At 36.8% G+C, this 15007-nt stretch carries 11 protein-coding genes and 1 riboswitch; of the genes, 1 reads left to right on the top strand and 10 read right to left on the bottom strand.

Annotated elements, in window-relative coordinates; all coding sequences use genetic code 11:
• Positions 1 to 120: 120 nt before the first annotated feature.
• Positions 121 to 816, bottom strand: a complete 696-nt coding sequence (locus RDV78_05730) for an N-acetylmuramoyl-L-alanine amidase (protein MDS1029995.1) — start codon at positions 814 to 816, stop codon at positions 121 to 123.
• A 125-nt stretch (positions 817 to 941) separates the two neighbouring features.
• Complete coding sequence (locus tag RDV78_05725; GenBank protein ID MDS1029994.1) at positions 942 to 1874, bottom strand: magnesium transporter CorA family protein; 933 nt, start codon at positions 1872 to 1874, stop codon at positions 942 to 944.
• 181 nt (positions 1875 to 2055) lie between these two features.
• A riboswitch (M-box (ykoK) riboswitch) is annotated at positions 2056 to 2219 on the bottom strand.
• A gap of 164 nt (positions 2220 to 2383) precedes the next feature.
• Between RDV78_05725 and RDV78_05720 the strand changes: the two genes are divergently transcribed.
• Positions 2384 to 2548: a hypothetical protein gene (locus tag RDV78_05720; protein ID MDS1029993.1), complete on the top strand. Its 165-nt coding sequence runs from the start codon at positions 2384 to 2386 to the stop codon at positions 2546 to 2548.
• Positions 2549 to 2887: 339 nt separating this feature from the next.
• Here the strand turns inward: RDV78_05720 and RDV78_05715 are convergent, their stop codons facing one another.
• The 8 genes from RDV78_05715 to RDV78_05680 form a co-directional block, all read right to left on the bottom strand.
• Positions 2888 to 4609, bottom strand: a complete 1722-nt coding sequence (locus RDV78_05715) for a hypothetical protein (protein ID MDS1029992.1) — start codon at positions 4607 to 4609, stop codon at positions 2888 to 2890.
• A gap of 573 nt (positions 4610 to 5182) precedes the next feature.
• Positions 5183 to 6031: a bifunctional 5,10-methylenetetrahydrofolate dehydrogenase/5,10-methenyltetrahydrofolate cyclohydrolase gene (locus RDV78_05710; GenBank protein ID MDS1029991.1), complete on the bottom strand. Its 849-nt coding sequence runs from the start codon at positions 6029 to 6031 to the stop codon at positions 5183 to 5185.
• Positions 6032 to 6111: 80 nt separating this feature from the next.
• On the bottom strand, positions 6112 to 7791 hold the full coding sequence (locus RDV78_05705) for a formate--tetrahydrofolate ligase (protein ID MDS1029990.1): 1680 nt from the start codon (positions 7789 to 7791) through the stop codon (positions 6112 to 6114).
• Positions 7792 to 7897: 106 nt separating this feature from the next.
• Complete coding sequence (locus tag RDV78_05700) at positions 7898 to 8731, bottom strand: FAD/NAD(P)-binding protein (GenBank protein MDS1029989.1); 834 nt, start codon at positions 8729 to 8731, stop codon at positions 7898 to 7900.
• The gene (locus tag RDV78_05695; protein MDS1029988.1) at positions 8728 to 9735 is read right to left on the bottom strand and encodes a 4Fe-4S dicluster domain-containing protein; all 1008 of its coding nucleotides are present in this window, start codon (positions 9733 to 9735) and stop codon (positions 8728 to 8730) included. The genes RDV78_05700 and RDV78_05695 overlap by 4 nt, the downstream gene beginning before the upstream one ends.
• Positions 9689 to 10597 (bottom strand): 4Fe-4S dicluster domain-containing protein, encoded by a 909-nt coding sequence (locus RDV78_05690; protein ID MDS1029987.1) that lies wholly within the window; start codon positions 10595 to 10597, stop codon positions 9689 to 9691. The genes RDV78_05695 and RDV78_05690 overlap by 47 nt, the downstream gene beginning before the upstream one ends.
• Positions 10587 to 11054: a hydrogenase iron-sulfur subunit gene (locus RDV78_05685; protein MDS1029986.1), complete on the bottom strand. Its 468-nt coding sequence runs from the start codon at positions 11052 to 11054 to the stop codon at positions 10587 to 10589. The genes RDV78_05690 and RDV78_05685 overlap by 11 nt, the downstream gene beginning before the upstream one ends.
• Positions 11055 to 11068: 14 nt before the next feature.
• A complete protein-coding gene (locus RDV78_05680; GenBank protein ID MDS1029985.1) occupies positions 11069 to 15001 on the bottom strand; it encodes an FAD-dependent oxidoreductase in 3933 nt (1310 codons plus the stop codon).
• Positions 15002 to 15007: the final 6 nt, after the last annotated feature.

Here is a 15007-nt window from a genome sequence, read left to right as displayed (position 1 = left end):
AGTACATTAATTCTATTGAACCGCCGTATACCGAACGGTACGTACGGTGGTGTGAGAGGACGCTGAATTAATTAATTATTCAGCTCCTACTCGATTTAGAGTGGCTTAATTATTACTAAACTAGGATTCTAAATATTTAATTATTCCATTAGCGACAGCTTGAGCGCAGGATTGCCTAAAATTAGGATTATTTAACTTCTGCCAGTCCCTATTGTTAGTTAAAAAACCTAATTCAACTAAAACCATGGGTATTTTTGATGCTCTAAGCAAAAAAAGATTCTTCCGCGGAATGGCTTTAGGCTCACATAGTTTCTGTACTTTTGCTATTTCTGCAAGAATAAATTCCGCCATCTCTTGGCTTCTGGCTGAAGATTTTGAATAAAGGACAAGTGCACCTTCTTTACTGCCATCGTTTGCTGCGTTTACATGTATACTAACTGCAACTTGACCTTTATTAATAATGTTTAATCTTGCTTCTAAATCACGGCGATGCCTTCCCTTAGTTAATTTTCCTCCCAAATCCACATCCTTATCTCTTGTAAGTTCAACTTGCAACCCTTTATCCTCTAAAATTTTTTCTATACGAAGCACCACATCTAAAGTTATATCTTTCTCTTTAATTTGTTTATGAGCTCCTGAATCAACTCCCCCATGACCGGCATCAAGTATAACAGGGGCTTTTTCATTATGAAGAGTGCTGGTCGGCAACACTTTAAAATAATTAGCAATCATGGAAAAACAAAAAACGCCAAATAGTAGCATACAGCAATATTTTAAATAACATTTTTTAAAATAGAAGACTTTTATTTTTGGCATAAATTCACCTCTTGAGCTAACACAAGATTATAAGAATATTTATGCCGGATTTAGCAACTTAATGCTTAATAAATAAAAGCAATCTATTAAGCCCATTGGCCTAACAAATTGCTTTTTAATGTTCTTCATAATATTTCTTTTTTTCTCATTGCCCAAACAACTAAAATTGAGGAAATAATTGAAATAACTAAAGGAATAATATATCCATTATGAATGTGCTGATACGGTAGCTCTACATTCATCCCGTAGAAACTAGTTATCATTGTGGGTAAAGCTAGAATAATAGTAACTGAAGTCAAAAACTTCATCACCATATTTAAGTTGTTTGAAATAATAGAGGCAAAAGCATCCATGGTGCCAACTAAAATATTGCTGTATACTTCACTCATTTCAATTGCCTGTCTATTTTCAGTAATAACATCTTCCAATAAATCCTCATCTTCTTCATACATCTTTAGTATTTTAGCCCTAAGCAACTTTTTCATGACAATTTCATTTGACCGGAGGGAAGTAGTAAAATAAACCAAACTTTTTTCTAAATTAAGCAATTTAATTAATTCCTTGTTTTTCATTGATCCGTGTAAAGTTTTTTCAATTTCATGAGATGTTCTATCTATATCCCTTAGATATTTTAGAAAATAAGAAGCTGTTTTATATAAAATTTGCAGTGTCAGCCTAGTTTTTTTGTATGTCCAGTAATTCTTAGCTTTGCCTTTAAAGAAATTATTTATTATTTCATTTTCCTCAAGACAAACAGTAATTATTTGATTATCGGTTATAATAATTCCTAGTGGCAACGTATCATATTTGACACTCCCATTTTTAATTACAATGGGAACATTAATAATAACTAATATTTGACCCTCTTCAACTTCAATTCTAGGCCTTTCTTCATCGTCAAGAGGTGCTTCTAAAAACTCTAGAAAAGCTCCCGTTTCCGTGCTCACTTTTACTAATTCTTCCCTTGTTGGGTTTGTTATCCGTATCCAACTGCCTTTTTTTTGTAAGCTATCAATTGTTATAACTTCATCACCAGCAGAATCCAGCACATCAATCATTTTTAATACCTCCCAACAGGAGGGACGTTCTAAAAAAATTAATAGGTATAAACGACCCTCCCATTATTTATTTTTTCCCAAATATAAAGTGATAAGTCCGCCTCAGGGTCGTCCATGCCTTTCACCTCCAAAAAATGTAAAATAAAAATCTCCACAAAAGTGGAGATAGAAAAATCGGGCTATATCTACCACTCGTGACAGTTTTGGCTCTGCACAACGTAGGAAAAATCCAGCTACATTAGGTCATACCTTAATCCGATATTACCTGCTAACCCCTTGGCATCTCTCGATGTTTCAGGGCAGTAGCTTATATTTGTGTAGTAACCTCACCTAACGGGTATTAATTTAATTTCTATTTTATTATATCTTATTCAAAATAACTTACAATAGTTTGAGACAATTAGCACCAAAATAAACATTATTTTTCTAGTTTATATATTGTTAGCTTAACAAATAATAAAGCTATTCTATAAATTAATTAAACGATACAACTCTAAGGAGGAATAAAAATGGATGCCAAATCAACAAGTCTAATGGTTACAGGTTTAGGAGTTGTTGTTACTGGCGCAGGTGCCACAGTGTTAAAAGGCAGTTTAGGAGCAGGAGTTGTGGGTTTTGGCTTAGCACATATAGTCTTAGGCGTTTTAGATATGCTTCGCCCAAGTGGTAAATAAATCGAGTAAGGTAAAGCCGAAGTAATCCTATTCTCTAGGATAGTTCCGGGCTTCCCCGGTTAAGTTTGCTTACCTGAACTTGAACGCATCCGTCCTGACTAATCAGGTTATCCGGCTTTTGGGTTTTCCCACTTTTAGCAAGGTTACCCGCCTGACTAGCCAACCTCGGTTTGCTTGCGCTATGTTTCAAGTTCCCCCTTCGGCTTCCTTCAGACCCCACAGTTGCCAGTGACGCCCTTGCTTACGAGTTATTTTCCTGCCGGTTAGGCGATATTCTTTCAGCCCATCGGCTCAGCAAACATGCCGGGCAAACTAATTAAATAGGGCACTTAAGGTGCCCTATTTAAACGCTTCAGGTAATGCCACTATTTGCTGACCTTCCATTGTTGTTCCTCCAACAATAATCCCCGAAGCAAGCATTTTATTGAATACTTCTTTTTCTTCATTTGTAGCGTTTTGGTAAAAATAAACCCCGCCATTTATTTTTAGCTTATCTAAAATGTCCTTCTTTTCACTAGGCCAAAATTTAAGCATTTTCTCATAATCCTGTTTGTAATATAAAGCTAGCTTAGCAGTCAGTTCTTCTTTCTTTAACTTATAATAATACTTAATTCCAAAATTTTTGGCCAACTTAATAAGGTAAGATTTATTTAAACTTGCTAGAAATGCTTTTAACTTCAAATTTTTCTTGATTGTGCCTGAAAAACAATCTTTTAAAAGATTTAAATAGTACTCTAAGCTTTGTAAAACCTTTTTCTCTTCATCCGATAGATTTGAGTTACTTACTATATCTAAATAGTATTTGGCTTTATAATAATCTACCTTATCATATAGATAAAACTCAATTAAGTTTAAAATGATTGATGGCGTAAGCATAATATTAGACACAAAAGTTAATAATTCTTCTGCTGCATCATACTGTTTTTTTAGTCTATATGCATTTGATAAATTTAAGTAAATAGGAATATAAGTTGGATATTTTTCTATAATCTTATAGTAACATTTCTCGGCTTCTAACAATCTTCCTGCATCACTGGCCTCTATGCCCTTATTTAAAATTGCTCTATCTTCTTCTGAGAACTTAGGCATTAACCTTAAAGTTGACATTTGTATATTAACCATAAGCAATAACTTTAAATCTCTGGGTACAGCTATTACCTTCTTATCTATTAAATTTATTAGTATTTTTTGTTTAACGCCATCAGGAAATTGGCGATCCTTTAATAGTGTTATCCAAAGTTTATTTAACCAAGCATCATTAATCTGCAACGCATTTTCTAGTAAAACGGGCAATTTCTTAATTGGTTTATAATATAAAGTATCTACAAGTAAAAGTTTAAAAATAGTAGTAGGTTTCGAAACAAGGGTTAAATCACCAGAAAAATTATCTGGTAAATCTATATGGTATTCTAATTCGGTGTCAGGAATAATTCCTTCCGCAGTCAACTTTGCGAATTTTAAATACAACTCTGGAAGATACCAATCATTAACTTCAATACATAATTGATTTAATATTTGGATAGCATCGATTAGATGTCCACTATTAATTGCTGCTATTCCAACTAAAAGCTTTACATAAATAGATTTTCTATCTAAACACTGATCCATGCCTATTGAATAAACCTTTTCATGCTCTTTAAACTCCACAAGTGCTTCTAATAATATTTCAAACTCTTCATCTTCTAAAAGTTCATCTAGAATTAATACTTCATATAACTGAATGGCTTTTTTTAATGCTTTTTTAGCTAACCCCTGTTGCCCAGTTTTCAAATAACATACTGCTAAAATGGCATGAGAAAATAAATCCTCATCCACTTCTTCAGTAATTTGTTTAAAAAGTTTTTTTGCTTCTTCATATTTTTTTTCTAAATAGTAGCAAAATGCTAAATTATTTTGAATAGGATAAGCTCCCGGACACAGCCTTAGTATATCTTTAAAAGCTTCCTTTGCTTTATATATTTCTTTATTCTCAACGAATAATATCCCATCTTCAAGTCTTTTTTGCACATATCTACCTGTAAATTCGTCACGTTCTAAGTATTCATCGATATGTTTAATCACGAATTCTCTCCTCTAAAAATTAAAAGATCTTCCTCTTATACAGGATAAATATTTTCTAAGCCGCTGTAAAGAGTAAGGCAAGCATTGAAAAGGTCTGTACATTATTTACTATAAATTCACTACTGGATTACTTATATTTTTAAGAATTAGACACTATAAATCACCATATTCACACAAGACCAAATAATTGAACATGCTACACAAATTGAAAAGATATACATACATTTATGTATCAACAAATTTATTTTCTTCGTTTTAATACCTAGAAGCCAACATAAACCACTGCCTAGCAGCCCCAAAAAGCTTACTAACATTAAATAATTTATGATTACGATTAAATTAAAACCTGCTAGTAAATTAAATATCTTCATATTTGTCCCCTTTCTTTAAGTATTTCCCTAAACAATTAATATTCAGCCGTAGAAAAATTATTTTCTAAAAAAGTAGTAAAATATTCTCAACTTTAATTATAATAAAACGCGAAAAAGCAATCCTCCACTTAAGCTAGCTACCATGAACTGCCTAAATGATGAATTGCCTTTTCTATTATTTATGTTTATAAATAAAAATTAACTATAGTTCAAGCTGCATTTTTAAGCCCTGCAAAAGGTTCCTAAAAATAAGAACAGTTGTAAGTGACCCGACGCCTCCAGGCACTGGTGTTAATGCACCAGCCACTTCTTTTACGCTTTCGAAATCTACATCACCACAGATTCCATCAGCACATTTATTAATACCTACATCAATTAAAATAGCGCCCTGCTTTAACATATCTCCTTTAATTAATTTAGCACAGCCTGCAGCAGAAATGACAATATCAGCATTTTTAGTATGTGAACTTAAATCAACCGTAAACTCATGACATAAAGTTAGTGTAGGATTTTCTCTAAGTAAAAGAAATGATAATGGTTTACCAACAGTTTCTCCGCAGCCAACCAAAACAACTTCTTTCCCTTTTAAGTTAATCCCCATCAGGTGAAGTATTTCCATACAACTTTGTGGTGTAGCAGGAAACAATCCTGCCCCGCCGCTTAATAAATATCCTTTATTTAAAGGATTTACTCCATCAACGTCTTTTACAGGAGAAATAAGCTCTACAATTTTTTCCCTGCGGATATGTGCTGGCAAGGGCAATTCCAGCATGATACCATGCACATTAGTATTGTTATTAAATCCAATTATAGTTTTCTCAACTTCCTCCTGGGTCGCTGAAGCAGGAAGTTCTATTAGCTCGCAGTCGATTCCAAGCTTCATGGCCATTTTCCCTTTGGATTGAGCATATACCTTTGAAGCAGCATCATCACCAACAATTATTGTTACCATTTTAGGAACAATACCTTTATCTTTTAAGCTTGCCACTTCTTGTGTAAGTTCTTCTTTTAATTTAGCAGCCATACTTTTAACATCAATTACCTCAACCACAGAACTAGCCTCCTTTTTATAAAGCTAAAAACTATTGATCACCTGCCCTAGTATAAATGGCAGATGACCAATAAATTTAATTAGAATAGACCTGCTATTTTACCAAAGTTATCTACATCAATCTTTTCGGCATAAGGTACTTTCGGCAAGCCAGGCATTGTCATAATGTCACCAGTAAGTACTACTATAAATCCTGCACCTGCTGACACTTTAACTTGCCGTACTGTTAAACGGAATCCTTTAGGCCAGCCTAACCTTCTTGGGTCATCAGAGAATGAATATTGAGTCTTAGCCATACAAATGGGGAAATCTGCAAATCCAATACTCTCTAAGCGTTCAATTTCCCTCAGGGCGGCTAAATCAAAGTCAACCCCGTCTGCACCATATACTTTTTCAGCTATTGCTTCAATTTTTTGTTTAATTGGCATTTCGGAAGGATAGATAAATTGGAATTTGTTTTCTTCTTCCTCAATTAAACGCAATACTTCTTTGCCTAACTCTATACCGCCGTCGCCGCCTTTACCCCAAACTTCGGAAAGTGCTACATTTACGCCATATTCCCGGCATTTATCTTCAATTAATTTAAGCTCTGCTTCTGTATCCACTGGGAAGCGATTAATTGCCACCACTGCAGGTAAACCAAATTTAACCGTAATGTTTTCAATATGTTTTAATAAGTTTGGAATTCCCTTAGCTAATGCCTCTAAGTTTTCTGTATTTAATTCATTTTTCGGTACACCGCCGTGGTGTTTCAAAGCCCTAGCCGTAGCAACAATTACAACAGCAGATGGTTTGAGATCAGCTATACGACATTTAATATCGAGGAATTTTTCAGCTCCTAGGTCAGCACCAAAGCCGGCTTCTGTTACAACATAATCTCCTAATTTTAGTGCCATTCTAGTGGCCATTATGCTGTTACAGCCATGGGCAATGTTCGCAAATGGTCCACCATGGACAAATGAAGGTGTATGTTCCAGAGTTTGAACTAAGTTAGGTTTAAGGGCATCTTTTAATAGTGCTGCCATTGCACCCTGAGCGTTTAACTGTCCAGCAGTAACAGGCTTATCATCACGTGTATATCCAATAACAATATTGCTTAATTTTTTCTTTAAATCGTCAATATCCTTGGCCAAACAAAGAATAGCCATAACTTCAGATGCCACAGTAATATCAAAACCATCTTCTCTTGGAACACCGTTTGTCTTACCATTTAAACCATCTACGATGAAACGCAGCTGCCGGTCATTCATATCTACGCAGCGTCTCCAAGTAATTTTTCTTGCATCTATTCCTAATTCATTACCTTGATAGATATGGTTATCAATCATGGCAGCCAGCAAATTATTAGCTGCTCCAATTGCATGGAAGTCCCCAGTAAAGTGTAAATTAATGTCTTCCATTGGAACTACCTGCGCATAACCTCCTCCAGCAGCTCCACCTTTTACACCAAATACTGGTCCAAGAGATGGTTCCCTTAAAGCAATGACAACTTTTTTACCTAATTTTGTTAAAGCATCGCCTAGTCCAACAGTTGTCGTTGTTTTCCCCTCGCCTGCAGGGGTAGGGTTAATAGCAGTAACCAATATCAATTTTCCATCTGGAACATCTTTTTTTTCATTAAGTATGTTATAGTTAATTTTAGCTTTATAATCCCCATAAAACTCTAAGTACTTCCGATCAATATTTAAGGATGACGCAATCTCTTCAATTGGCTTAATCTCCGCACTTTGTGCTATTTCAATATCGCTTTTAATTTCCATATTTTTCTCCTCCTTATTTGTTTAACCGTTTTTTTAATAAGGTTAGCAGGTCGTACTTAGCCCTTTTCACCTTTCAGCAAACATATTGTGTTGCACACATATATATTTAGTATTCATCAGGCATTTCAGCCAGCTGAGCCATGGAAAAGACTGGTCCATCTATGCATACATATTGATGCCCAATATTACATTTGCCGCATTTACCGACACCACAAGTCATTCTCATTTCCAGGGTTGTCACAATTTTTTCAGTTGGAACTCCCATCTCCTGAAGTTTACTTGCAACGGCCTTAATCATAATTGGAGGCCCACATAAAACTACATAAGCATTAGAATAATTAAAATTAATCTCTGGCAAAAGCATGTGGGGAAATCCAACTTGACCTTGCCAACCTTCTTCAGGCCGGTCAATTGTTAACGTCAAATTAGTATTTGGAGATTTTGCCCAATCGTCATATTCTCTTTTAAAAATAAAATCCCCGGTGCTTCTGGCTGCAAGCAGCATTTGAATTTGCCCGTATTTAGCCCGATTAGTATCATGAAGCATATAAAGTATTAAAGGACGTAAGGGAGCAAGTCCTAAACCTCCGGCAATATAAAAAATATCTGATCCTTCCATTTCCTTAACTGGAAAGGTATTGCCGAAAGGTCCACGAATCCATAAATTATCTTTCGGTTTTAAATTATGAATGGCTTCTGTAACACTGCCCACTTTTTTAATAGTAACTTCAATTTGTGAGCTTTCCAAAGGAGAAGATGAAAAACCAAAAGGTGCTTCCCCTATTCCAGGTATTGATAATTCCACAAACTGGCCTGGCATAAACTTCATTTCTTGTCCTTCATCTAATTTGAGTTTATAAGTTCTAACATCCAAATCAGATGAGGTTTCAACAATAACTTCCATGATTTCCGTCTTTTGTGCTATATATGGATTTTTCATGATAACTCCTCCATAATCTCCGTAACGACGGATTTAATATTCATACCAGCCGGGCAACTCCTAATACAGCGGCCACAGCCAGTACATGCTGTTAACCCTGTATTTTCTTTTATATAAACATATTTATGGAGTACACGCTGACGATAACGTTCCTTCGTAGAAGGTCTGGGATTATGTCCCGAAGCATGGGCAGTAAACTGAGGATACATACAACTATCCCATAAACGGTAGCGTGCCTCAGAGTCTTCTTCGCGGATGTCCTTAAACCCAAAGCAATGACAGGTAGGGCAAATATAAGTACAAATACCGCAACCCTGACATTTCTCAGTTAGCAGGTCCCAGTTGACTTTATCAAATAAATCCTTCACTGGTGCTTTAACTTCCAACTTACTCTCTAAATTGCCAGGAGTAATTGCTTTTTCTCCACCTTCCTGAAGCAGATCAAGGCAAGGAGACAAAATCGATTCTCCCTTTTCAGTTAATACTGTCATCTCGTAGTGATCCCCTCGATCTACGAAAAAAACATCGCAAGCTGCCGAAAACCCCTTGTCTATTCCCCTTTCGGTGCAAAAGCAACCAACTTTTTCATTCAAACAGCCTAAGCCAACAATGATTGTATTTTCTCTTAGCTTTACATAGTATGGATCAATGTACTTACCGCTACCTAAGACCGCATCCAGGACTCCTAATGCTTCTAAATCGCAAGGACGGACTCCAAACAAAAGTCTCTTTTGTTTAGAAGGTTCTATTTCGTCGGCTCCTTCTCTGGTGAAATTTAAGATTTTTTGGATTCTAGGAAAAAGAATTTCTTTTGGGGATTTGTACGGCAAATCATCGTTTATAATAATGTCATTTTTGTTACCAACTTCCTGGAATGTCAAGACTTCGCCTTCTTTAGCCGGAGCAATTAAATTATAAGATCCCATCCATTTTTCTAGAAGTTGGCCTATCTTGTTTTTATCCAACAGCTTTATCGCAGCATTTTGAGCCTTTGATGTTTCCAAATTTTTCACCCCCCAGGAAGCCAAATTCCTTATCATTTTGTTCGAAAGCTGTCAGGACTGGAACTTCGTTAGGATCTAGCCCTGCCTGATATCCATAGACTTTTTCACAAAAATCTGTTAAATCCTTAATAATATATCTTATTTTTACCCCGGAGGGGCACACTCTTTCACATGCTCCACACTCAACACAGCGTCCGGCAAGATGCATAAAACGCCCCAGATGAAAATTTAATTTAGCACCCATATCTAATTCATTAGGCTGCCAATTAGGAATATTCCTGTCCATAAAGCAGGTGGTACAATAGCATCCATAACATGCTTGTCGGCAAGAAAAACACATAATACATTTTTTTAATTCCGCCTGCAAACGTTGCAGGTTGGCTTCCAGATTAGCATTAGATGTCTCTGAGTTTTGCGGCTCTTCCATTTTCTTTTGCTCAACCAAGTTCTCCGATTTGATAAGATAATTATAAATAGGTGGGACATGAACCTTACATTCAGCGCACCAAGGATGTAACTCATTATCGCCATTCTGCATTCCAGGGCATTCCATCCCAATTATTATTACTTGATCCCTGGTAATTTGCTTCTCTATCATATACATTACCAAAGCACGAATATCACAAGGCTTAGCTACAATAGCTACTTTTTCTTTTTTTGCCAAAACGTATTTAGCTAAATTTGGAGAACAGGATCCATCCCATATTAGTTTTCCTATATCATCTTTATTCCTAACAAATAGAGGGGTCGCAAATTCTGCTGCTTCGTTAACTCCAAAGCCTAATATAAGCTCAGCTTGACCCTTTTCCCAAATTTCGTGGCAAATACGAACCATTTCTTCTTTTTGTTTTTCAAAGCTCATTTGCCTTCACTCCTAAAATCTTGTTAGGGCCAAGCTGTTTGACCCTTTGGACAACTTCGCTAATTACTTCCGAAAAACGTACACCTTCTGAAGCTGATACCCAAGTGAAATGTACTCGATCTTCTTCGATACCAGCTGTAGCCAGTAAATATTTTAACATTGTAAAACGCCTTCTAGCATACATGTTTCCCGAAAGATAATGGCAATCTCCAGGGTGACAACCTGAAACCAATACACCATCTGCTCCGTCTGCCAAAGCTTTAGTTATATACAATGGATTGATTCTTCCTGAACATGGTACCCTAATGACTCTTATATTCGTTGGATATTGCATTCTACCGGTCCCGGCTAAATCTGCTCCAGCATAACTGCACCAATTGCACAAAAAAGCAATTATCTTGGGTTCCCAGGTCTCTTGTTGTTTTAATTCCTGCTTGAGTTTCGTTTGCATTATCATCTTACCTAACCCCTTTAACTTAGCTTTAGGAATGATTCAACTTCTGATAAAACCTGGCGGTCAGAAAAACCATTGATGTCTACTGCTCCACAACGACAAGTTGCCGCACAGGTTCCACAACCTTTACATAAAGCAGAATTAACCACAGCTTTCTTAATTGTTCCATTACGTTTCACTATTTCCTCAACATTTATGGCACCGTAAGCACAAACTTTCACACAAGTTCCACAGCCCGTGCAATAAGCTTCATCAACCTGAGCGATTGTTCCTTCAGTCTCCAAATAATCCTTGGCAATAACCGTTGCTGCTCTAGCAGCTGCCGCTTTACCCTGGGTCATACTCTCTTTCATGGATTTAGGAGCGTGTGCTAATCCGCAGACATATACACCTTCCGTAGCAAAGTCAACAGGTCTTAATTTAGCATGGGCTTCTAAGAAAAATCCATCCTGATTCAAAGGTACCTTAAGCATTTGAGCTAAGCGGCGATTTTCCTCTACGTTAGGTACAGTAGCAGTACTTAGAACAATCAAATCTACGTTTAACTTTAGCTCCTGGTCTAAAAGAGGTTCTTGGACTGTAATTGTTAAACCATCTTCTGTTTTTTCAACTTTTGGTTTTGACTCCGCTTCGAAGCGAATGAACTGAACTCCAGCTTTACGTACTTTGCGGTACTGCAGCTCATTTTCACCGTAAGAACGAATGTCTCTATATAGGACTGAAATATTTAGTTCTGGATCTTTTTCTTTGAGCATTAAAGAATTGTTTAGAGCTTGGTTACAACAAACTCTGCTACAGTAAGGATGCTCTGGTTCGCGAGAACCGACACATTGAATCATGGAAACATTTTTAATATGGTGTTCAGCTAAATAGTTTTCCAGTTCGCCAGAGGTTGCTAATTCCTCTAACTCTTTTTGAGTGATTACCATTGGGTGTTGGCCATAAAGATAGTCTGATGTGCTATAATTTCCAGCTCCGGTGGCTACTACTATAACCCCATGGTTTATTTCATGCTCTAAATCTCCGCTTTTGATTAAGGTTTTAAAATTGCCTACATAACCATCAATACTGACAATCTCGCTGTTTAACAAAACTCGGATATTGGAATTATTAGCAATCCTACTTTGTAATTTTTGAAGCAAGCTACTAATTCGGCGACCCTTTGCAGTTTTAAATTTCCAAAGAGCATTTCCACCTAATTGGCTATTTCTTTCTACTATGGTTACTGGGTAACCCATACCAGCGATTTCCAAGGCTGCAGTCATTCCAGCAATACCGCCACCAATTACTAGACCAGACTTTGTAACACTAATTTTTTGCTTACTCAAGGGTTTGGCATAAGTTACTTTACCTACTGCCATCCGAACTAAATCTTTAGCTTTTTCCGTTGCCAGATCGGGGTTATTCATGTGAACCCATGAACACTGCTCCCTGATATTAGCCATAGTAAGCAAATAGGGATTTAAACCAGCACTAGCCAATACTTCCTGGAAGAGACGCTCGTGGGTACGAGGTGTACAAGAAGCTACCACTACCCTATTCAATTTATTTTTCTTAATCCGATCTGCCATTGCTTTTTGTGTATCAAGGGAACAAGAATAAATATTATCCTTGGTGTACTCTACAAAGGGCAATGTTTTAGCATATTGGGCAACAGCTTTTACATCTACATAACCACCAATATTTGTTCCGCAGCTGCAGACAAAAACACCAATTCTAAGTGGCTCTCTGGAAACATCCTGCAAAACAGGTTCAGGCGGTTGTTTAAAATAATTCTCGTATTGTTGACGCTCTACTTCATTAGCTCCAGCCAGTTGGGCAGCAGCTGAAGCAGCAGCACTAGCTTCTATAACCGTTTCTGGAATGTCTTTAGGACCAGCTAAGACGCCGCAGGAAAAGATTCCATCCACCGTTGTTCCTGGAGGATTTACCTCATTAATCCAACAAAATCCTGCCCCATCAGTTTTAACTCCTGTTTTTTCTAAAACGGGAAGAATATCTTTGTTCCCTTCCATTCCCACTGAAAGTACAACTAAATCATACTGAGCAGTCGAGAGGCGACCTTCTTCATCTGTATATTTTAAAATCATATCGCTGGTTTGCTTATCTTCTGCTACTTCCGCTACACGGCTTCTAATAAACCCAATTCCATATTTTTCCTTGGCGTTTTCAATATATCTTTCAAAATCTTTACCATAAGCTCTCATATCCATATAATATATATCGATATCTTGAACACTAGGTAAATGTTCTTTCGTAATGACAGCTTCTTTAACTGCATACATACAGCAAACAGCCGAGCAATAATCTCGTTCACACTGATGATCCCTTGATCCTACACATTGAATAAACGCAATTCTAACTGGCGGTTTTCCGTCTGACGGACGTTGCACGTGACCTTGGAATGGACCTGAAGCACAAAGTATACGTTCATACTCTAAACTTGTAACCACATTGGGAAAAGCTCCATAGCCCCATTCAACTGGAATATTTTTTACTGTTTCGTATCCGGAAGCTAAGATTACAGAAGATACTGATAACTCAACCATCTCATCTCTTTGTTCGTGCCAAATAGCTTTAGGGGCACAAACACGTTCACAGGCACGGCATTCAGAACAACCTGCACAATTAAGGCACCTGCCTGCTTCCTTCTGCAAAATTTCGGATATTTCATCTACCTTCAATTGGTTGAAACTATTTAATTTATCCTTTAATAATGAAGGAGATGTTTTTTGTTTTAAATTAACTTTGCTCACTGGAACTTGAGGCAACATTTCTTTTTCAAGAGGCAAATCGTCGCCTGTTAAGAAATTAATTATTTGTTTTGCCACTTTATTACCTTGAGCAATATTTTCAATAACACTTTCTACTTCTTCGAATATAAATACATTAGGTTGATCAAGGCCGCTTAATTTCTCTAGCTCATCCTTGCTCATTGCCACAAATATTGCCTTATAACCTTGTTCTGTTAGTTGACTAGGACTTAAATCATTTTTCAGAGACTGTCCACAACGTATATCTACTCCCAAACTTTCAATTAACTGCAGTTCATAGCCCAAAAGTTCTTTGTCCAGATTTTTACCACTAATTTCAGAGTTAAGCATCCTTCCTGGTTGGGACTCAGTTTCCAATACTGTCACATTATAGCCTTTAAGGGCTAATTGATATGCACAGTTAAGTCCAGCCGGTCCTGCCCCAATTACTGCGATAGACTCATCTTTTTGTTCTTTTGCTACTGGTAATTTTGGCGTTTTCCCTTGCTGTTTTTCATTAAGAACTAAAAGTTTTTCCACAGATGAAATATCAATAGCTTCATCAACATGCTGGCGATAACAGTTGCTTTCACAAGATCCATCACAAACTTGACCTAGTACTGCTACAAATGGAGTTATCTGCCTAGCAAGCTGCAATGCTTCTTCCATTCTCCCTTTGGCCGTTAATGAAACCATTCCGTGGGCATTTAAATAAATTGGGCAATTAATAGAGCATGGCGAAGTACCTTTTTTATCGATGACAACTTTATTAGGGACGGCTTGCGCATAAGGCTTGTAAACAGCGTGTCTTGTTCCTATTCCCATTTCAAATTCACTTTTGGCATCAATTGGACATTTTGTAGTACAGGCATTACAACCTATACATTTATCTTCATTGACAAAACGCGCTTTTTTCCTGACTATCGCCTTGAAATTAGGTGCTTCCCCTTGAATTTCTGTTAGTTCGCTCCATGTAAACGTTTTAACTAATGGGTGATTATAGCAAGATGTAACTTTAGGAGCTAAAATACAAGCAGAACAATCATTAGTAGGAAATGTTTTATCAAGCTGAGCCATTCTGCCGCCAATGCTTGGTCCTTCTTCAACTAGAAAAACAGGTACTCCCATTTCAGCCAGATCCAAAGAAGCCTGGATTCCAGCAATTCCGCCTCCTAAAACAAGTACTGGCTTTTTCATTGTATC

It is taken from the genome of Bacillota bacterium LX-D, assembly GCA_031628995.1.
Taxonomy (GTDB): domain Bacteria; phylum Bacillota; class DUOV01; order DUOV01; family Zhaonellaceae; genus JAVLUO01.
Note: the sequence above shows the minus strand (reverse complement) of the source record. Positions and strands in the feature narration are given on the sequence as shown.